The sequence below is a fragment of the Maritimibacter fusiformis genome (assembly GCF_008086115.1).
GTDB lineage: Bacteria > Pseudomonadota > Alphaproteobacteria > Rhodobacterales > Rhodobacteraceae > Muriiphilus > Muriiphilus fusiformis.
In genome coordinates this window covers 177,422-197,115 of sequence record NZ_VSIY01000004.1, presented here as the reverse complement: position 1 = coordinate 197,115, position 19,694 = coordinate 177,422, and the positions used below count along the sequence as shown (strand labels likewise).

Here is a 19,694-nt window from a genome sequence, read left to right as displayed (position 1 = left end):
GACGTGACAACGCCCCTTCGCTTGACATCGTGACGCGCATTGCCGAACCAGCGGTCAAAGCGAAAGGACCCCCGGATGACCAAGACACTTCTCAGCGCGCTCGCGGGCGAAACCCTGCCCACCCCGCCGATCTGGATGATGCGTCAGGCCGGACGCTACCTGCCCGAATACCGCGCCACCCGCGGTGAGGCGGGCGATTTCCTCAGCCTGTGCTACAATCCCGATCTGGCCGCCGAGGTGACATTGCAGCCGATCCGCCGGTTCGGGTTCGACGCGGCGATCCTGTTTGCCGACATCCTCTTGGTGCCGCAGGCGCTGGGGGCCGATCTGTGGTTCGTCACCGGCGAGGGGCCGCGCCTGTCGACCATCACGACAAAGGCGGAATTCGAGGCGCTGAAGCCGGCTGACGCGATCCACAACACCCTGTCACCGGTCTACGAGACGGTGCACATCCTGTCGCGCGAACTGCCCGCCGAGACAACGCTGATCGGCTTTGCCGGGGCGCCGTGGACGGTCGCGACCTACATGATCGCCGGGCGCGGCACGCCGGACCAGGGCCCGGCGCACAGGCTCAAGGACGAGAACCCCGATGTGTTCGACCGCCTGATCGACCGGATCACCGAGGCGACCATCGACTACCTGTCGATGCAGGTCGACGCCGGGGCCGAAGTAGTCAAGCTGTTCGATTCGTGGGCCGGATCGCTCAAGGGCGCGGATTTCGACCGCTATGCGTTGGAGCCGGCGAAAAAAATCATCGCTGCGCTGAAGGCGCGCCATCCGGACCTGCCGATCATCGCCTTCCCGCGCGAAGCGGGAGAGCGCTATATCGGCTTCGGCAAGGCGACCGGCGCGGATTGCGTCGCGTTGGACAATTCGGTCGATGCGGATTGGGCGGCGGCCAATGTCCAGGTTGACGGTTGCGTGCAGGGCAACCTTGCGCCCTCGCACATGGTGACCGGCGGGCAGGCCTTGGTGGACGAGACACGTCGGATCGTCGAGGCCTTCCGGGGCGGGCCGCACATCTTCAACCTCGGCCACGGCATCACGCCCGACGCGAACCCGGACAACGTGCAACTGATGATCGACACCGTTCGCGGCGCCTGAGCGCGCGTCAGCTGGCCGGGCCGATCACGGTACATCCGGCGCTGCGGGCCGCAAGACGGCGGCAGGCCAGTTCGGCACCCTCCTGGGTCAGGCCGACGAAGTTCGCATCGAACCCGCGCGGCCCGCGCACCACTTTGCGCAGCGCCTCGCCCAGCGTGGCAAGCTCGGCCAGCGCGGTTTTCAGAAGCACGCGTTCGGCCTCGTATTCGCTGCTGTAGCGCCCGATGGTGATGCCCCAGTGCCGCCCGCCCGATGTGGACAGTCGCGTGACGATCTCGGGCCGCGCCGGTGGCGGGGCGATTTCCGGCTGCAACTCGGCCAGGATGATCTCGGCCTGCGGTTCCGGGCTGGGTGCGGGTGTCGGGGCCGGGTCCGGGGTCGGGGCTGGCACCGTGACCGCCGCAACCGCTTCGGCTGGCACTTCGGGGCGGGGCGGCGGCGTCACCGCGGGCACCGCCGCGTCGACGGCTGCGGTCACGATTTCTTCGACGACCTCGTCGATACCGCTCTCGATTGCCAGCAAAAGCTCCTCTGGCGGCGCCTCCGGGCCCGGCCGCGGCATCGGTCGAATCGAACGGACAGGCGCCATGACCATGCGAATGGTCTTGCCCGCCCCGCCCGGTTCGTCACCCGACGCGACCACGATACCGGCCACGCCTTCGGGATTGCCGCGATACGGCGGCTTGGCCGGTTTGCGCAGAGCTGTCCGGGTGGGCGCCTTGCGGAATCCCAGATCCAGAAGTTCGGCCACCTTGTTGTTGCGCGATGCGGTCGACTGGCCGCCGAACACCGTCGCGATGATCCGCTCGCTGCCACGCTGGGCCGAGGCGACAAGGTTGAAACCGGCGGCGCGGGTGTAGCCGGTCTTGATTCCGTCGGCGCCGGCATAGTCGTTCAGAAAGCGGCGGTTGGTGTTATAGACGGTGTGCCCGCCGGCGTCGGCGGAACGGCGGGAAAACAGGTTGTAATAGGCCGGGTAGTCGAAAAACACGTGCCGCCCGAGGATCGTCATGTCGCGAGCCGTCGACATGTGTCCGACTTCGGTCAGCCCGTTGGCGTTCTTGAAATGCGTCCGGGTCATGCCCATCGCCTGCGCGGTCCGGTTCATCCGCCGGGCAAAGGCGGCCTCGGACCCCGAGATCGCTTCACCGATCGCGGTGGCTGCATCGTTGGCCGACTTTACCGCGGCTGCGCGGATCAGGTAGCGCAGGGCGATCTTCTGGCCCGCGCGCAGGCCCAGCCGCGAGGGCGGCTCGGCGGCGGCATTGGCGGAAATCGTGACCATGGTATCGAGCGTGATTTCGCCATGCTCGATGGCCTCGAAGGCGATGTAGAGCGTCATCATCTTGGTCAGCGAGGCCGGGTGAAGCTGGGTGTCGGCATTGGCGGAATGCAGCACTTCGCCGGTGCGCATATCCATCACCATCGCCGCGTAGGGCGCCGCGACGGCGCGCGCGGCGAACACCAGCACAACTGCCATGAACAGCCCGAAACGGACCATCTGCCCAAGACGTGGTTTCACGCCATCACCTATCACTGCCTCTCGTCGTCGGAGTCTTTTCGCCCGACTTGTTCGGCCAGCATAGCAAAATGGGGACGGGGCGAAAACACCTAATAATCAATGTGTTTTCGGCCTGCGCTCAACTGTCACGGGCACATATGGTGGGTGTCTCGCCCGGCTCCGCTAGATGCTGAAATCAGCCCCGGGGCTCGGTCAATCGTTCGATCAGGACGGGCAGCGCCGAAAAGTCGTCCACGGCCCGAAACCGGCTGGCGGTTTCCGGTGGCGTCGCGTGCTCGATCACCGAGGTCAGATCGTGCGGCACGTAGACACCCCATGCACCCGCATCAATTGCCGGGATCACGTCGGACTTCAGGGAATTGCCCACCATCATCGCCTCACCCGCCCCGCTGCCGTGGCGCGCGAAGGCGGTGGCATAGGTTGTGGGGGTCTTGTCCGACACGATCTCGACCGCATCGAACATCTCGCCAAGCCCGGATTGGGCCAGCTTGCGCTCCTGGTCCAGAAGGTCGCCCTTGGTGATCAGGACCAGGGTGAAATCCGGCGCCAGCGCCGCGATGGTCGTCTCGACATGCGGCAAAAGCTCGATCGGGTGGCGCAGCATCTCCTGCCCGGCCTCGACGATCTGGCGGATCACGCTTGCCGGCACCCGCTCATCGGTGACTTCGATGGCGGTTTCGATCATCGACAGCACGAACCCCTTGATGCCGAAACCGTAGTGGCCGAGATTGCGACGCTCGGCGGCAAGCAGACGTTCGGACAGGTGATCGGGCGCGGCGTAGTCGGCCAGAAGCTCACCGAATCGCTGCTGCGTCATCTGGAAGAACTGTTCGTTCTGCCAGAGCGTGTCGTCGGCATCGAAACCGATTGTCGTCAGTTTTTCGGACAAGTTGCCATTCCCGGTTCACAGCCGCTTCACCGCCCCTTTTTCAATGCGCGGATTGGCGCTATATAGTGCATTCCGAATGCGTCGGAACAGACCCGAGTCATAGGTGCGAACGTGCGGCAAGACCAGATCAGGCTGGCAGGCAAGGACGACGAACCGCTGGACGGCGACAGCGATGTCGCGGTCCAGACCAAGATTCGCACGCGCAAACCGCCGATGTACAAGGTTCTGCTGCTCAACGACGACTATACGCCGATGGAATTCGTGGTGATGGTGCTGGAGCGTTTCTTCGGCATGAACCACGCGCAGGCGTTCGAGCTGATGCTGACCGTGCACAAGAAAGGGCTGGCCGTGGTCGGTGTCTTCGCCTACGAGATCGCCGAAACCAAGGTGAACCAGGTGATGGACGCCGCCCGCCAGCATCAGCATCCGCTGCAATGCACGATGGAAAAGGAATAAGGCCGCGCCCGGCGCACCCTGCCCGCGTTGTCTGACCCCATGACACATTCCCGCCTGACACTCGCGCTCGACGATGGCGCGCTTGAGCTGCCCGAGGGGCCAGTGGCCGTGTTCGGCCCGCCCGCCGGGTTCGACCTGTCGGCGCTGGCGCGCGACCGGGTGACGGTTGTGTCGCGGTTCTTTCCCGATGCCGAGGCCTGGCAGCGCGCGGGCTACGAGGTGGTGCAGTCGGCGTCGGGCCGCTTCGCGGCTGCGCTGGTGGTCCTGCCGCGCGCCAAGGCGGCGGCCAAGGCCCTGATCGCCGAGGCGGCGGCACTGGCCCCGCTGCTCCTGGTCGACGGGCAGAAGCACGACGGGATCGATTCGATCCTGAAGGCGGTGAAGGCACGTGTCACGCCGCTGGGCGTGATGTCGAAGGCGCATGGCAAGCTGTTCTGGATCGAGGGCGGCGATTTTTCCGACTGGGCGGCGACCGACACCGAGGTCGACGGGTTCATCACCCGCCCGGGCGTGTTCTCGGCAGATGGGCCGGACAAGGGATCGCGCGCCCTGATCGAGGCTTTGCCGCCCCTCGAGGGCCGGGTGGCCGATCTTGGCGCCGGCTGGGGCTATCTCGCGCGCCACGTCCTGATGTCCGAGGCGGTGACCCGGCTCGACCTGATCGAGGCCGACGCCACCGCGCTCGACTGCGCGCGGATCAACGTCAGCGACCCTCGCGCGACCTTCCAATGGGCCGACGCCAACGCGTTCACGCCCGAGACCCCCTATGATGTCGTGGTCTCCAACCCGCCCTTTCACACCGGCCGCAGCGGCGCGCCCGAGCTTGGCCGCGCCTTCATCCGCGCCGCCGCCGGGATGCTGACGCCGTCGGGCCAGTTCTGGATGGTGGCCAACCGCCACCTGCCCTACGAGACCGAGCTTTCGCAGCATTTCCACGAGATCGACGAGGTCGGCGGCACGCCCGGCTTCAAGGTGATCCGCGCCTCACGTCCCCGTCGCCGCAGGCGCTAGGACCGGCTAGGCTCACACGAGGGGAATCAGGAGAAATATCCATGTCCTTTTCCATCGCCGGCAAGACCGCCATCGTGACAGGGGCGGCCAATGGTGTCGGCCTGGCCATCGCCCGGCATTTCGCCGACCAGGGCGCCAATGTCGTCTGCGCCGACATGAACGAGGCCAAGCTGATCGAGGAATTCGGAGAGAACCCCGAGGCCTGTGACGACAGCGAAGAAAAGACCACCCGCATCTTCGCCGGCGACCTGCGCGAAAAGCTGACGCTGGCCAACCTGCTGTCGGCCACCATCGACGCGTTCGACCGGGTGGATATCCTGGTCAACGCCTCGCGGCAGGTGATGACCTCGGACCCGCTGGATGTCGACGACAAGACGGTATCCTGCCTGCTGGACCAGAACCTGATGACCGCGTTGAAACTGTCGCAGCTGATCGCCCGGCGGATGATTCAGCAGGGCGAGGATCTGCCCGAGGACAGCGATGCGCCGCTGGGATCGATCGTGAACCTGTCGTCGATTGCGGCCACCCGCACCCAGCCCGGCCTGATGGCCTTTTCCATCGCCGCCGCGGCGCTGGAACAGATGACACGCGCGCTGGCCGTGGCCCTGGCGCCGCACCGCATCAGGGTCAACGCGATCAGCTTTGGCAGCGTGATGAGCGCGAGCCTGATGGACACCTTGCGCGAGGACCGCGCGCTGCGCGGCATGATCGTCGAGGGCACGCCGCTGGGCCGGATCGCCAAGGCCACCGAAGTGGCCGAGACGGCGCGGTTCCTGACCTCGGACGGCTCGGGGTTCATGACCGGCCAGATCCTGACTGTCGACGGCGGGCGCACGCTGGTCGATGCGGTCGGCGCACCGGCGCACTGACTGCAGGCTATTCGGGGAACTGCACCGCGCATCGGGCCAGCGCCCGGCCCAGACGCTCGCGCTCGGCATAGAGCGTGGCCAGCTTGGCGCGTTCAGCGGCGCGGTTGATCGGCTGCTTGTCATACATCGGGCGGCCCTCGTCGGCGGTGCAAAGCTCGGCATCGCCGAACGGATCGAGGCAATAGCGCATCCCGAAATCGAACCGAGCCGGCACCAGACGGTAGCCGCGCCGGATGTTGGCTTCGGTGGCGTCGATCTCGGCGCGCACGGTGCGCAACTCGGCCCGGTAGGGCGCTTCGCATTGCTGGCGCGGCGTCAGCTCGCAGGCGGCCAGCAGGATCGGCAGGGCCAGAACGGCCAAGATCGTGCGCATCATCGGTTCTCCGGTTGCTGCCCCCAGCCTAACGCAACCCGGCGCCGGTGCAAATCTTCCCTTTCCGCCGCCCGGTCTTTGCGGCAGAACCGGGCGCAGGACCGGAGGATGTGATGACCGACATGATGAAAGACCAGAAAAACCGCGCTGCGATCTGGTTCCATGACCTGCGCGACGAGATCGTGACGGCGTTCGAGGCCCTGGAAGACAGCCAGACCACCGGCCCTTTCGCGAGCGAGCCGGCGGGCCGATTCGCCTTCTCCGAGACCAGGCGCACCGCGGACGACGGGTCGGACGCGGGCGGCGGGCTGATGTCGGTGATGCGCGGCGGGCGGCTGTTCGAGAAGGTCGGCGTCAACATCTCGACGGTGCACGGCACCCTCGGCGCGGCGGCGCAATCGGCGATGGCGGCGCGCGGCGTGCCGGGGATCGAGGCCGACCCGCGGTTCTGGGCCTCGGGGATTTCGCTGGTCGCCCACATGCAGAACCCGCACAGCCCAGCGGTGCACATGAACACCCGGATGTTCTGGACGCCGGGCGCGTGGTGGTTCGGCGGCGGCGCCGATCTGAACCCCTGCATCGAGTATGACGAGGACACGGCCAGCTTTCACGCCGCGCTGAAATCGGCCTGCGACACCCGCAGCCCCGACACTTACGACCGCTTCAAGGCCTGGGCCGACGAGTATTTCTACATCCCGCACCGCAAGCGTGCGCGCGGCGTCGGCGGCATCTTTTACGACGATCTGAATTCCGGCGATTGGGAGGCCGATTTCGCCTTCACCCAGGCCGTTGGCCGCGCCTTCCTGCCCGCCTTCCTGCCGGTGACCGAACGCCGACGCGACATGGCCTGGAGCGAGGCCGACAAGGACACGCAACTGATCCATCGCGGCCTCTATGCCGAATACAACCTGGTCTATGACCGGGGCACCAAGTTCGGGCTGGCCACCGGGCACGACCCGGACGCGGTGTTGATGAGCCTGCCGCCGCTGGCGAAATGGGTCTGAGGCAGGGCTACTGCGACGCGCCCTTTTCGACCTTCAGATCGAACGCCGCCGCCATAAGCGCGCGGGTGTAGTCGGTCTCGGGCGCGTCGAAGATCACGTCTGCCGTTCCGGCCTCGACGATATCGCCCGCCTTCATCACGATCACCTTGTGCGCCAATGCCCGCACCACGCGCAGGTCGTGCGAGATGAACAGGTAGGCCAGCCCGTGCCGCCGCTGCAGATCGCGCAGAAGGCGGACAATCTGGACCTGCACCGTCATGTCCAGCGCCGATGTCGGCTCGTCCAGCACCAATAGGCGCGGGCGCAGGATCATGGCGCGGGCGATGGCGATGCGCTGGCGCTGGCCGCCGGAAAACTCGTGCGGATAGCGGTGCATGGTGCCCGGCTCCAGCCCGACCTCAGCCATGATCTCGGCCACCATCTCGCGCCGGTTTCGCCCCGGTTCCAGCCCGTGCACACCCAGCCCCTCGGCGATGATCTCCTCGGCCGTCATGCGCGGCGAGAGCGAGCCGTAGGGGTCCTGGAACACGATCTGCATGTCGCGCCTCAGCCCGCGCAAGGCGCGCGCGGGGCGGCCCTGGATGTTCTCGCCCAGAAATACCACCGGGCCTTGCGATGAAATCAGCCGCATTACCGCCAGCGCCAGCGTGGTCTTGCCCGACCCGCTTTCACCGACGATCCCCAGCGTCTCGCCCGCCCGCACCGTGAAGGTCGCGGCGTTGACCGCCTTGATGTGGCCGACGGTGCGGCGCATCAGGCCACGGGTGATCGGAAACCACACCCGCAGGTCCTTGGTGCTGGCGATTTCCTCGGCGCCTTCGGGCACCGGGTCCGGCCGGCCCGTGGCCGCCGCCGATAGCAGCATTTGCGTGTAAGGATGCCGGGGGTTGGCGAAGATCTCGTCGGTCGGCCCGGTCTCGACGATCTCGCCATCCTTCATCACGCAGACCCGATCCGCGATCCGGCGCACGATGCCGAGGTCGTGGGTGATGAACAGAAGGCTCATGCCCTCGTCGGCCTTGAGCTTGGCCAGAAGATCGAGGATCTGCGCCTGGATCGTCACGTCGAGCGCGGTGGTCGGTTCATCCGCGATCAGAAGGTCGGGTCCGTTCGATAGCGCCATGGCGATCATCACCCGCTGACGCTGGCCGCCGGACAACTGGTGCGGATAGGCGTTCAGCCGGGTTTCGGGGTCGCGGATACCGACCTTGGTCAGAAGCTCGATGATCTTGTCGCGCACCGCCGCCCCGGTCAGGCCCTGGTGCAGCATGATCGTTTCGGTCAACTGCTTCTCGATGGTGTGCAGCGGGTTGAGCGAGGTCATCGGCTCCTGAAAGATGAAGCTGATGTCGTTGCCCCGCGCCGCGCGCAGGTCCGCCGCCGAGGCGCCCACCATCTCGCGCCCTTCATAGCGGACGCTGCCGGATATCGTGGCGCTGTCGGGCAGAAGCGAGACCGTGGAGAGCGCGGTGACGGATTTGCCCGAGCCGGATTCGCCCACCAGCGCCACGGTCTCGCCCTTGTCGATGTGAAACGACACGTCCCGGACGGCTGGTATCTCCTGCCCGTCCTGCCGAAACGTGACGCCCAGGCCCTTGACCTCCAGCACCCTCATTGAAACGTCTTTCGCGGATCGAAGGCATCGCGCACGCCTTCGAAGATGAAGACCAGAAGCGACAGCAGGATGGTGAAGGTCACGAAGGCGGTGAAGCCCAGCCACGGCGCTTGCAGGTTCTGCTTGGCCTGCCGCGTGAGTTCACCAAGGCTTGGGGCCGAGGAAGGCAACCCGTAGCCGAGGAAGTCCAGCGCGGCCAGCGTGCCGATGGTGCCGGTGATGATGAAGGGCAGCATGGTCAGGGTCGCCACCATCGCGTTGGGCAGCATGTGGCGGAACATGATCACCCGGTTCGAGACCCCCAGCGCCTTGGCGGCGCGCACGTATTCGAAATTGCGCGCGCGCAGGAATTCGGCGCGCACCACGCCGACCAGCGCCGGCCAGCCGAACAGGACCGTGACGAAGACCAGAAGCCAGAAGCTTCGCCCCAGGATCGCGAACAGGATGATGATGACGTAAAGCGACGGGGTGGACCCCCAGATTTCCAGCATCCGCTGAAAGACAAGGTCGACCCAGCCACCGAAATAGCCCTGCACCGCCCCCGCCGCGATGCCGATCAACGAGGTCAGGACCGTCACGATCAGGGTGAAGATGACAGACAGGCGAAAGCCGTAGATCACCCGCGCCAGCACGTCACGGGCGGTGTCGTCGGTGCCCAGCCAATGATCGCCGTCCGGCGCCGAAGGCGCGGCGCCGCCGATGTCGTTTATGGTGTCGTAGCTGTAGGGGATCGGCGGCCAGAGCAGCCAGCCCTTGTCGATCTCCACACCCGCGACGATGCCGTCCCGGGCGTCTTCGAGGATCGCTTCGGGGTCGTCGAAACACTCCGTCAGCCCGCCCGAGACGATCAGGCATTGCACCTCGATATCGCCATAGACCGCCTCGGTGCGAAAGTCGCCGCCGAAGGCGGTTTCCGGGTAGAACCGGAAGATCGGTGCGCGCAATTCACCGTGGTAGCTGACGAGGATGGGCTTGTCGTTGGCGATGAACTCGGCGGCGAGCGTCAGGCCGAACAGCACGGAAAAGACGATCAGCGACCAGAAGGCGCGTCGGTTGCGGCGGAAATTGCGCCAGCGGCGCTGGTTGAGCGGCGAGAGCTTCATGATGCGGCGCCGCTCGGAACCACGCGGCGCATCTGCCCCGGTGCGCGCCGGGGCGTGGTCCGCCGGTGCCTTGGCCCGCGGCATTCCGGCCCGCCTCATGCCTCACGCCTTTCAAAGTCGATGCGCGGGTCGACGAAGACATACATCAGGTCCGACAGGATGCCGACGATCAGCCCGACCAGCCCGAAGACAAAGAGGGTGCCGAAGATGATCGGATAATCCCGCGCCACCGCCGCCTCGAACCCCAGCCGGCCCAGCCCATCGAGCGAAAAGATCGTCTCGATGATCAGCGAGCCGCCGAAGAACACGCCGATGAACAGCGCCGGAAAGCCGGAAATCACGATCAGCATGGCGTTGCGGAACACATGGCCATAGAGCACGCGGCGCTCCGACAGCCCCTTGGCGCGGGCGGTGATGACGTATTGCTTCTTGATCTCGTCGAGAAAGCTGTTCTTGGTCAGAAGCGTCAGGGTCGCGAAACTGGCGATGGTCGAGGCCAGCACCGGCAGGGTGATGTGCCAGAAATAGTCCAGCACCTTGCCAACCATGCTGAGTTCATCCCAATTGTCCGAGGTCAGGCCGCGCAAGGGGAATATCTGCCAGTATGACCCCCCCGCGAACAGCACCAGCAGCAGGATCGCGAACAGGAAACCGGGGATGGCATAGGCCACGATGATGATGGCCGATGTCGCGGTGTCGAAGCGCGAGCCGTCGCGCACCGCCTTCTTGATGCCCAGCGGGATCGAGACGATATAGGCGATCACCGTCGACCACAGCCCCAGCGTGACCGACACCGGCAGTTTCTCGGCAATCAGTTCGAACACCCCGATCGAGCGGAAATAGCTTTCGCCGAAATCGAACTGCAGGTAGCGCCACATCATGTTGACGAAGCGTTCCAGCGCCGGGATTTCCTCCTTCACGCAATCGGGCGCCCGGATGTCGGGCTCTCCGACGTGATCGGGGCCGCAGACGACGCGGGCAAAGCCCATCTCGATTTCCAACTCGTCGAGGAAATCCTGCGGCAAGCCGCGCGCGCCGAGGTATTTCTCATCGCCGCCGCCGGAGCTATCGGCAGCCTCCTGGCCGCCGCCCGAGATCGCCTCGAACACGTCCCCCTCGCCCTGCATCTGGGCGATGATCTGCTCGATCGGCCCGCCGGGCACGAACTGGGTCAGGGCGAAGTTGATGACCATGATTCCGAACAGCGTCGGTATGATCAGCAGAAGTCGCCGGAGGATATAGGCACCCATGCCGGTTGCTGTGTCCTTCGCTTAGCGCAGCGCGCCGGCCTGTTTCAGCGCCGCATGCTTGTCGGCGTCGAACCACCAGAAGTCGAGATAGCCGAGATCATAGGGCGGCAGGTTCTCGGGGTGTTCGAACATGTTGAAATAGGCGACGGTATGAACGTCCTTGTACCATTGCGGCGTCACGATCTTCATTGCCCGCATCACCCGGTCCAGCGCCTGCACCGCGGGCACCATTTCCTCGCGCGTCTCAGCGTTGCGGATCACGTCGATCAGGGCATCGACCGCGGGATCGGCCAGGCCGGGGGTATTGAAGACGCTGTTGTTCGCCTCTTTCGAGCCGAATTTCTGCTCCAGCCCGGACCCCGGCTCATACCCCAATGCCAGGTGGTCAGTGATGATGTCGAAGTCCATGTTGCGGGTGCGCTCGACGTATTGCGCGTTGTCGACGCGGTTCAGGGTGGCCGCGACGCCCAGCGCCTCGAGGTTGGCGACAAAGGGCTGCACCACCCGGTCGAAGGCCGGTGAGTATTCGAGGAACTCGACGGAAAGGGTTTCACCGGCGGCATTGCGGCGGATGCCGTCGTCGCCGACCGCCCAGCCGGCCTCGTCCAAAAGGGCCGAGGCGATCCGCAACTGCCCCCGGTCAAGCTGGCGATTGCCAGACACCGGCGGCATGTAGACTTCGTCAGTCAGCACGCCCTCGGGCAGAAGGTCGGCAATCGGCTCCAGCACGGCCAGTTCCTCGGGCGAGGGCAGCCCTGTCGCCTCGTTGTAGCTGTTGGTGGCAAATCCGGTGATCCGCTCGTAAAGCCCGTAGAACAGGGTTTCGTTCGACCATTCGAAGTTGAACATCCGGCTGATCGCCTCGCGCACCCGCACATCCTTGAACTTGTCGCGGCGCAGGTTGAACACGAAGGCTTGCCCGGATGCCTGCGTTCCGTCGGGCAGTTCGGCCTTGATCACATGGCCCGCCTCGAGCGCGTCGAAATCATAGCCTGTGGCCCATTGTTTCGAGCTGTTCTCGATGCGGAAGGTATAGGCGCCGGCCTTGAAGGCTTCGAAGGCGGCATCGCTGTCGGCGAAATACTCGACGCGGATGGTGTCGAAATTGTTGCGCCCGCGCATGATCGGCAGATCGGCGGCCCAGTAGTCCGGGTTGCGGCGATAGACGATGCGCTGGTTGATGTCGTAACGGTCGAGCATGTAGGCGCCGGTGCCCAGCGCCATCTCCAGGCGGCTTTCGTCCAGCCGGGCGCCATTTTCCTCATACCACGCCTTCGACATCACCGGGCTGGCCCCGGCCTGGCTGATGCGGTCGCGTTTCGGGCTGTCTTCGGTAAAGGTGAACTTCACCCGGGACTCGTCCAACACCTCGACGCCGGCGATGATCCGCGCCACGCCCTCACGGAAGCTGGGCAGGCCCTGCTCCATGAAAAGGTCGTGGGTAAAGGCGACATCCTCGGCGGTGACCGGCGAGCCGTCGGCAAAGGCCGCTTCGGGGCGCAGGGTGAAGATCACCCAGGAATGATCCTCGGGGTATTCCAGCGTTTCGCACAGCAGGCAGTAGGACACGCCGATCTCGTCGGCGGTCTCGGTCATGATCCGCTCGATGTTGATCGAGGCCAGCGCACCGGCCACACCCTTGCGGGTGTAGGGGTTGAAGCTGTCGAAGGTGCCCATCGTCCAGATCGCGATCTCGCCGCCCTTGGGCGCGTCGGGATTGACGTAGTCGAGGTTCGCGAAATCCGCGTCATACTTCGGGGTGCCGAAATACGAGAACGCATGCGACGTGGTGGTGTCCTGAGCCAGAGCCGACAGAGCCGACAGCACCAGAACCAGCGCCGACAGCGGCCAGAGCAGGAACCGGGCGGCGGGATTCTCGGCACGGGTCGCGCTTTGGGCACGGGGGCGGTCGGTCTCGGGTCGCATGGGCATTCCTCCATCGTGTCGGGGCCGGGCCGGGGGCCGTGCAACAAGCTAAGGCGCGCCGGTCCTGCTGTTCAAGGCGAGAATTCGTGAACGCCGCGTGGGCGGAGAAAAAAGAAAAGGGCCGCGCCGGTTTCCCGGGCGGCCCCTGATGTCAGGTCGGGGCGGATCAACCGCCGATGGTCGCGAGATAGGCGATCACGTTGGCACGGTCCTCGAGCTTCTTGGTGGCCAGCGTCATCTTGGTGCCGGGGGCAAAGCCGCGCGGGTCGGCGAGCCAGTCGTTCAGGCGCTCCGGCGTCCATTCGCCCTCAAGCCCGGCCACCGCGTCGGAGTAGTTGTAATCATCCAGATGCGCGATATCGGCGCCGACCACACCATAGAGCGACGGGCCGGTGCCATTCTTGCCTTCCTCGATCGAGTGGCAGGACTTGCACTTGTTGAAGGCCTTTTCGCCGGCGGCGACATCGGCCTCGGCAAAGACGTCCTCGAAGGTGACTTCGGCGACTTCTTCCTCCTCGGCTTCCTCCTCTTCCTCTTCCGGCTGGGCGATCACGTAACCCTGGACCGGCCCCTCCTCGTCGCCATGCGCTTCGGCGCCGACGTGGTAGAGCGAGCTTGCCGCCCAATTGGCGAACAGAAAGATCAGAAGTGCGCCGGCGAGGCTGGCGAGCACCTTGGTGATGGTCATTGTGTCGAACATGTCGCGATCCGTGCTATCCCTGAGTCATCGCCTTCTATCCGCTTCCCTTGGCGGTTTTCAAGCGATATGAGGCGCGACGAAACGCGCATCCTGTCCGCAACAGCGAAAGACCTCCGTCATGACCGGCCGAATTGCCTTTCAGGGAGAGCCCGGAGCCTATTCCCACGATGCCTGCCGCGAGGCCCGTCCCGACATGGAGGCGCTGCCTTGCGCCACCTTCGAAGAGGTGATCGCGGCGGTGCGCGACGGGGCCGCCGACCAGGCGATGCTGCCGGTCGAGAATTCGACCTACGGACGGGTTGCCGACATTCACCGGTTGCTGCCCGAAAGCGGGCTGCACATCCTTGACGAGGCCTTCGTGCGGGTGCGCATCTGTCTGCTGGGTCTGCCCGGTGCCAAGCTGTCCGACATCACCGATGTGCGCGCGCACCTCGTGTTGCTGCCGCAATCGGCGCAATTCCTGCGCCTGCATGGCATCAAGGGTCATGCCGCCGCCGACAGCGCCGGCGCGGCGGCCGAGCTGGCGCATCACCGCACGCCAGGTGAAGGCGTGCTGGCCTCGGAACTGGCCGCCGAGATCTACGGCCTAGACGTTCTGGCCCGCGACATCGAGGATCACGGCCACAACACCACCCGTTTCGTGATCATGGGGCGCGAGATCGACCTCACCCGGCGCGGCATGGACGGGATGATGACGACCTTCGTCTTCCAGGTCCGCAACATTCCCGCCGCGCTCTACAAGGCGATGGGCGGGTTCGCGACCAACGGTGTGAACATGACCAAGCTGGAAAGCTACATGGTCGACGGGTCATTCACCGCGACGCAGTTCTATGCCGACATCGAAGGGCACCCGGACGACGCGCCGGTCCGGCGTGCGCTGGAAGAGTTGGACTATTTCACCAATCACCTGGACATTCTCGGAGTGTATCCCGCCGATCCGCGACGCCACGCAAGCTGACGTCAGGCCATCCGGCGCTTGCACCGGTCCTCGAGGTCGCCCGCGAAATCGGCCACCCGCTTGCGAAACCGTTTCAGCACGCTTGAACGCGCCAGTTTCAGCGACTGGACGAACACCTTGGCCGGCAGCGACCGGGGGCGGGTGTCGACCGACAGGTTCATCCGGGTGCGGGTTTTCGACATCGCGACAAGGTCGATCACGATCACGATATCGGCCCCGGTGCTGTGGGTCGCCAGGATCATCGCGTTCGGCGGGTCATAGTCGGTCAGCTCGATCCTGACCTTGCGTTCCTTGCCCCGGTAATCGAAAGCGGCATTCCACGACATGCCGATCCCCGGCACGCTCAGGTCGTCCGTCCGGGTGACCTCGGCCCCGCGCCGGAGCGCCGCGCGTTCGTATCCGTCGAAATCCGCAAGCTGCGCGAATACCACCTCTATCGGCGCTGCGATGTCCTCGCGCGTCGCGATTTTCATGCCAGCCGCTCCCCGTTCCGGTTCTTGGTTTTCGGGCGCGAGTCTTGCCTCATTCCAGCCGGTCCGCAAGCCACAACTGCATCAGGAAATGCGCGATGGCGCCTTTTCGGGCCGGGCGGATGACCGGATGCCGGGCCGCGAAAATCTCCGCCAGATCCTCGCGCGTGACCCAGATCGCGTCCTCGAGCTCGGTCGGGTCCAGCGTGATGTCGCGCCCGACCGCCTCTGCCGTGCACCCGATCATCAGGGTCGTCGGCCAGGGCCAGGGCTGGCTGGCCAGCGGTTTGACCGCGGTTACCGGCACGCCGGTTTCCTCGGCCACCTCGCGGCGCACCGCCATCGAGATGGTCTCGCCCGGCTCCATGAAACCCGCCAGCAGCGAATACATCCCCTCGGGCCAGCCCGGCGAGCGGCCGAGCAGCAGGGAATTGCCATGCGTCACCAGCATGATCACCACCGGATCGGTGCGCGGGAAATGCGGCCGGCCGCACTCGGGGCAGCCGCGTTGCCAGCCGCCGGCTATCGGTGCGGTCGGGGCGCCGCAATTGGCGCAGAACCGATGCCCCCGGTGCCATTCCAGGATGCCCTTGGCGGTCGCCGCGATCTCGGCCCCCAGCGGGTCGAGCACGGCAAGCAATCCGCGCATGTCGGCAAAGCGCGCGTCCTCCGGCAGATCGGGCAAGGGCGGCGCCGGCACATCGTCGCCGGCGCGTCCGGGGCCAAGGTCGGCTGCGACCCGGTCGGCAGGCTCCCACCCGGACAGATCGGCGGCAAACAGCGACTGCCCGGTCGCCCCGCCAAGAAACACCCGCAACTCGGAGGCATGGGCGAACAAGGCGTGATCGGACGGCAGCAGCACGGGCGCAGCACGTCCCGAGGTGCGGTCGCCGGTGATCAGGGGCCGGCCGCGCCAGAACCCCAGCATCCGCGTCGCCGGGTCGGTCAGGATCAACCCGCTTTCCCCGCGCCGATGCGCCTGCCGGTCCAGCCCGCCGCCACCGAAGGTCACGTTGTCCGCGATGTCCATGAAAGCCTCATGCGCTGTTTTCGCAGAGCCTACCCCGATTGTCCCCGCCATGCGAAGGGGGCGTGACCTTTATACATCTTGAAGGTGTTTTATTGCCGAGCATCACGCCCTTAACTGGAAATCGGTTTTTCCGCTGGTTAGCGTTTTCTGGCTGTTCACAAGGATGTTCGCGCGGATGAGCCGCCCATTCCTTTCCCTGCCGGCCGGCGCCGTCCAGCCGGTCAACGACGAGATCGGGTTGCGCATTCTGGCAACGACCGATCTGCACATGAACATCCTGCCCTATGACTACGTCGCCGACACGCCCTCGCCCCGGCAGGGATTCGCCCATACCGCGCGACTGATCCACCAGGCCCGCGCCGAGGCGGCGAACACGCTTCTTCTGGACAACGGCGATTTCCTGCACGGCTCGCCGGTCGGTGACGTGCTGGCGCAGGCGAACGGTGCGGACCCGATGCGCGGGGTGCATCCAATCATCGCGGCGATGCGGGCGCTGGATTACGACGCGGTGACGTTGGGCAACCATGATTTCGACCACGGCACCGGCTTTCTCGGCGAGGTTCTGCGCAAGGCGCCGTTTCCGGTGGTGTGCTCGAACCTCACGCTCAACACCGCCGCCGACCGCCCGGCGATGGCTTTCGCGGCGCCGTTCGCCCTGCTGCGGCGCAAGCTCACCGGGCCGGGGGGTGTCAGCCGCGACATCTGTGTCGGGGTGCTCGGGTTTCTGCCGCCGGGCCAACTGCCCGGGCTGGCCGATACCGACCACGAGGTGCGCGACATCGTCGAGACCGCTCGCCAGATGGTGCCATACCTGCGCGCGATGGAGGCCGACCTGGTCATCGTGCTGGCGCATTCCGGCATCGGTGCGGCGACGCATCGGCCCGGCATGGAAAACGCGGTGGTGCCGCTGGCCGGGGTCGCGGGGATCGACGCGATCATTGCCGGGCACGACCATGGCGTTTTTCCCGACCCGCGCGCCCCGTCTGGTGCTGCCGATACCCAGCGGGGGAAAATTCACGGGACTCCGGTGGTCTCGCCGGGCTTCTGGGGGTCGCACCTCGGGGTGATCGACCTGCGTTTGACCGAAACGGCGCCGGGCCAGTGGCAGGTTGCACGGTCGAGCGCGCATGTCCGCTCGGTCACACGCACCGGGGACGGGCCGCCCACACCCGCGCCGGACATCGCCCGTTCCCTGCAGCGCGCCCATGCGAGGACGCGCGACACCCTGCGCCAACCGGTCGGCGCAAGCCGCCATCGGCTGCACAGCTATTTCGCCACGCTGGCCCCCGCGCCGGCTGTCGACGTGGTGCAACGCGCATCGGCCTGGTTCGCCGCCCGGGCGCTGGCCGGAACCCCGCTGGCCGGACTTCCGATCCTTGCATCCGCCGCGCCGTTCAAATGCGGCGGGCTGGCCGGGCCGGGCCTTTTCACCGACCTCCCCGCCGGGCCGATCACCCGCGCAGGGCTGGCCGAATTGTATCCCTATCCCAACACGCTGAGCGCCGTGGTCCTGACCGGCGCCGCGCTGGCGGAATGGCTGGAGCGCGCCGCCTCGGTGTTCAACCGCGCCGCCCCCGGCAAGACCACCCGCCTGATGCACCCCGCCCTGCCGGCCTATGCCGCCGAAGGGGTTGCCGGGGTGGACTACCGGATCAACCTGGGCCAACCGGCACGCTTCGCGCCCGACGGCCGTCTGGCCGACCCTTCGGCGCGGAGGGTCAGCGGACTGGCGCTGGCCCCCGGCGCGCGCGCGGTGCTGGTCACCAATTCCTTTCGCCTGAACCGCAGCGGCCTGTATCCGGGGTTCAACCCCGAACAGGTCGTCATCTCGCCCGAGACACCGATGCGCGACGTGATCGCGGAATGGCTGACCGCCGAGGGGCCCTATGACCACGCGCCCTTGGCCACGTGGCGCCTGACGGCCCCGCTTGGCGCGCGAATCGAGGTGCTATCGGCACCGAAGGCTGCCGGGATCGTCGGGGACGCACCCCTCCCCAACCTCGCGCACGGCCCGATCGGCGCCGACGGGTTTCAGCGCTTTCGGGTCACGCTCTGAACTTGCAACGGCGCGTCTGCCGCATTATATCGCGGATCGAGAGGTTGGCGCGGGCAAGCGCCTCGCCAACCCGGTCAGATCCGGAAGGAAGCAGCCGTAACGAGCCCCGCTTGGGTCGTTGTCCAGCCTCTCACCTGAGTGCCTCGCGCAGCGAGGTGCGAATGTGCCTTGCGATGCAAGGCGACCAAGTGGAGTGTTGATGCCTGTCGCATAGAACCGGGGCAATCCGCCCCCTGATCCGGCGCCAAAGGCGCAACGTGGTTCACACAAGGGCACTTCCTTGACATATCCAAACCTGAAAGAGCTTGGCTGGAACGCGGAATTCCTGCGTCAGCTCGACATCGACGAAATCGGCCGCCTGACCCCGGTCCGCCTAACCTCCGTTCATCGCGACCGGGTAGAGGCGCTGGGCGAGGACGGGCCGCGCACCCTGCTGTTGCCACCCGGCCTGACCACCGGCGAGGTCGCGGTGGGCGACTGGGTGCTGGCCGACACCGCAAGCGACCCAGAGGCGGATCGCATCGACCGGGTGCTTGACCGCAAATCGCTGCTGCATCGCCGCGCCGCCGGGACCGATGTGCGCGACCAGTTGATCGCGGCCAATGTCGACACCCTGTTCATCACCTCGTCCTTCAACGAGGATTTCAACCCGGCGCGGCTGGAGCGGTTCCTGGCGCTGGCGCTGGCAGCCGGGGTGCAGCCGGTTTTCGTCATGACCAAGGCCGACCTGTGCGACGACCTCGACCCCTATCTCGACGCCCTGCGCGATCTGGCCCCGTCGGTGCCGGTCGTGGCGCTTGATGCGCGCGATAGCGATGCGGCGGCGCAACTGGCCGATTGGTGCGGGCCGGTGCAGACCGTGGCCCTGCTGGGGTCGTCCGGGGTCGGGAAATCGACGCTGGCGGCAACGCTGACCGGCGATGACATCGTCACGCAGGACATCCGCGACGACGACGCCAAGGGCCGCCACACCACCACCGCGCGCAGTTTTCACCGGCTGAAGGATGGCGGCTGGCTGATCGACACGCCGGGGATGCGGGCGGTTCGGCTGGCGGGTGTCGAGGAAGGCATCGACGCGGTGTTTGCCGATGTCGCGGAACTGGCCGCTGGCTGCCGCTTCACCGACTGCCAGCACGACACCGAGCCGGGGTGCGCGGTTCAGGCGGCGATCGAGGCCGGCGACCTGGACCCGGACCGGCTGGCGCGCTGGCAAAAGCTCAAACTGGAAGAGGCTCGCCATTCCGAAAGCCTGGCGCAGGCGAATGCGCGGGGCAAACGGTTCGGCAAGATCGTGAAAGAGATCAAGCGGGCCAAACCGCGCTATCGGGAGTGAGGCGGAAAGGCCGAAGCACCGCGCA

Annotated in this window: 18 protein-coding genes and 1 other RNA gene; 9 read left to right on the top strand and 10 right to left on the bottom strand. The window is 66.2% G+C overall.

Annotated features, from left to right (window positions below; all coding sequences use genetic code 11):
• Positions 1-75 precede the first annotated feature (75 nt).
• Positions 76-1,104: a uroporphyrinogen decarboxylase gene (gene hemE / locus FVF75_RS05015; RefSeq protein ID WP_148376834.1), complete on the top strand. Its 1,029-nt coding sequence runs from the start codon at positions 76-78 to the stop codon at positions 1,102-1,104.
• A gap of 7 nt (positions 1,105-1,111) precedes the next feature.
• On the opposite strand, the gene FVF75_RS05010 is transcribed toward hemE, so the two are convergent.
• Together FVF75_RS05010 and FVF75_RS05005 are read right to left on the bottom strand one after the other, a co-directional pair.
• Complete coding sequence (locus FVF75_RS05010) at positions 1,112-2,584, bottom strand: D-alanyl-D-alanine carboxypeptidase family protein (RefSeq protein WP_148377352.1); 1,473 nt, start codon at positions 2,582-2,584, stop codon at positions 1,112-1,114.
• Positions 2,585-2,801: 217 nt separating this feature from the next.
• On the bottom strand, positions 2,802-3,515 hold the full coding sequence (locus FVF75_RS05005; protein WP_148376832.1) for an HAD family hydrolase: 714 nt from the start codon (positions 3,513-3,515) through the stop codon (positions 2,802-2,804).
• Between the two features lie 111 nt (positions 3,516-3,626).
• On the opposite strand from FVF75_RS05005, the gene clpS reads away from it, so the two are divergent.
• Genes clpS through FVF75_RS04990 form a run of 3 tightly spaced genes read left to right on the top strand, consistent with a single transcriptional unit; the run spans position 3,627 to position 5,851 of the window.
• On the top strand, positions 3,627-3,971 hold the full coding sequence (gene clpS, locus FVF75_RS05000) for an ATP-dependent Clp protease adapter ClpS (RefSeq protein WP_148376829.1): 345 nt from the start codon (positions 3,627-3,629) through the stop codon (positions 3,969-3,971).
• A gap of 39 nt (positions 3,972-4,010) precedes the next feature.
• A complete protein-coding gene (locus FVF75_RS04995; protein WP_148376821.1) occupies positions 4,011-4,982 on the top strand; it encodes a class I SAM-dependent methyltransferase in 972 nt (323 codons plus the stop codon).
• A gap of 41 nt (positions 4,983-5,023) precedes the next feature.
• Positions 5,024-5,851 (top strand): SDR family NAD(P)-dependent oxidoreductase, encoded by an 828-nt coding sequence (locus tag FVF75_RS04990; protein WP_148376819.1) that lies wholly within the window; start codon positions 5,024-5,026, stop codon positions 5,849-5,851.
• A gap of 7 nt (positions 5,852-5,858) precedes the next feature.
• Here the strand turns inward: FVF75_RS04990 and FVF75_RS04985 are convergent, their stop codons facing one another.
• Complete coding sequence (locus FVF75_RS04985) at positions 5,859-6,224, bottom strand: hypothetical protein (RefSeq protein ID WP_148376818.1); 366 nt, start codon at positions 6,222-6,224, stop codon at positions 5,859-5,861.
• Positions 6,225-6,337: 113 nt separating this feature from the next.
• Here FVF75_RS04985 and hemF point away from each other — a divergent pair, with 113 nt between their 5' ends.
• Entirely contained in the window at positions 6,338-7,228 is an 891-nt protein-coding gene (gene hemF, locus FVF75_RS04980; protein WP_148376816.1) for an oxygen-dependent coproporphyrinogen oxidase, read from the top strand.
• 7 nt (positions 7,229-7,235) lie between these two features.
• Here hemF and FVF75_RS04975 read toward each other — a convergent pair whose 3' ends face one another.
• The 5 genes from FVF75_RS04975 to FVF75_RS04955 all read right to left on the bottom strand — a co-directional run bounded on the left by FVF75_RS04975 (position 7,236) and on the right by FVF75_RS04955 (position 13,822).
• Positions 7,236-8,843 carry an ABC transporter ATP-binding protein gene (locus tag FVF75_RS04975; RefSeq protein WP_148376814.1) on the bottom strand — a complete coding sequence of 536 codons (1,608 nt, stop codon included), beginning with the start codon at positions 8,841-8,843 and terminating at the stop codon, positions 7,236-7,238.
• On the bottom strand, positions 8,840-9,946 hold the full coding sequence (locus FVF75_RS04970) for an ABC transporter permease (protein WP_148377351.1): 1,107 nt from the start codon (positions 9,944-9,946) through the stop codon (positions 8,840-8,842). The genes FVF75_RS04975 and FVF75_RS04970 overlap by 4 nt, the downstream gene beginning before the upstream one ends.
• 95 nt (positions 9,947-10,041) lie before the next feature.
• A complete protein-coding gene (locus tag FVF75_RS04965) occupies positions 10,042-11,196 on the bottom strand; it encodes a microcin C ABC transporter permease YejB (protein ID WP_148376812.1) in 1,155 nt (384 codons plus the stop codon).
• A 21-nt stretch (positions 11,197-11,217) separates the two neighbouring features.
• The gene (locus tag FVF75_RS04960; protein ID WP_246138001.1) at positions 11,218-13,122 is read right to left on the bottom strand and encodes an extracellular solute-binding protein; all 1,905 of its coding nucleotides are present in this window, start codon (positions 13,120-13,122) and stop codon (positions 11,218-11,220) included.
• Positions 13,123-13,288: 166 nt separating this feature from the next.
• Positions 13,289-13,822, bottom strand: a complete 534-nt coding sequence (locus FVF75_RS04955) for a c-type cytochrome (protein ID WP_148376809.1) — start codon at positions 13,820-13,822, stop codon at positions 13,289-13,291.
• 118 nt (positions 13,823-13,940) lie between these two features.
• On the opposite strand from FVF75_RS04955, the gene FVF75_RS04950 reads away from it, so the two are divergent.
• A complete protein-coding gene (locus FVF75_RS04950; RefSeq protein WP_148376807.1) occupies positions 13,941-14,780 on the top strand; it encodes a prephenate dehydratase in 840 nt (279 codons plus the stop codon).
• A 2-nt stretch (positions 14,781-14,782) separates the two neighbouring features.
• Here FVF75_RS04950 and FVF75_RS04945 read toward each other — a convergent pair whose 3' ends face one another.
• Both FVF75_RS04945 and nudC read right to left on the bottom strand, forming a co-directional pair.
• Positions 14,783-15,253, bottom strand: coding sequence for an SRPBCC family protein (locus tag FVF75_RS04945; protein ID WP_148376805.1), 471 nt, complete (start codon positions 15,251-15,253; stop codon positions 14,783-14,785).
• A gap of 49 nt (positions 15,254-15,302) precedes the next feature.
• Positions 15,303-16,280 carry an NAD(+) diphosphatase gene (gene nudC / locus FVF75_RS04940; RefSeq protein WP_148376803.1) on the bottom strand — a complete coding sequence of 326 codons (978 nt, stop codon included), beginning with the start codon at positions 16,278-16,280 and terminating at the stop codon, positions 15,303-15,305.
• A 175-nt stretch (positions 16,281-16,455) separates the two neighbouring features.
• On the opposite strand from nudC, the gene FVF75_RS04935 reads away from it, so the two are divergent.
• From FVF75_RS04935 to rsgA, 3 genes are all read left to right on the top strand, one after another.
• Positions 16,456-18,336 carry a metallophosphoesterase gene (locus FVF75_RS04935; RefSeq protein WP_187392978.1) on the top strand — a complete coding sequence of 627 codons (1,881 nt, stop codon included), beginning with the start codon at positions 16,456-16,458 and terminating at the stop codon, positions 18,334-18,336.
• Between the two features lie 38 nt (positions 18,337-18,374).
• Positions 18,375-18,471, top strand: an RNA gene (gene ffs, locus FVF75_RS04930) — signal recognition particle sRNA small type.
• A gap of 145 nt (positions 18,472-18,616) precedes the next feature.
• On the top strand, positions 18,617-19,669 hold the full coding sequence (gene rsgA, locus FVF75_RS04925) for a ribosome small subunit-dependent GTPase A (RefSeq protein ID WP_148376799.1): 1,053 nt from the start codon (positions 18,617-18,619) through the stop codon (positions 19,667-19,669).
• The last annotated feature ends 25 nt before the right edge of the window (positions 19,670-19,694 follow it).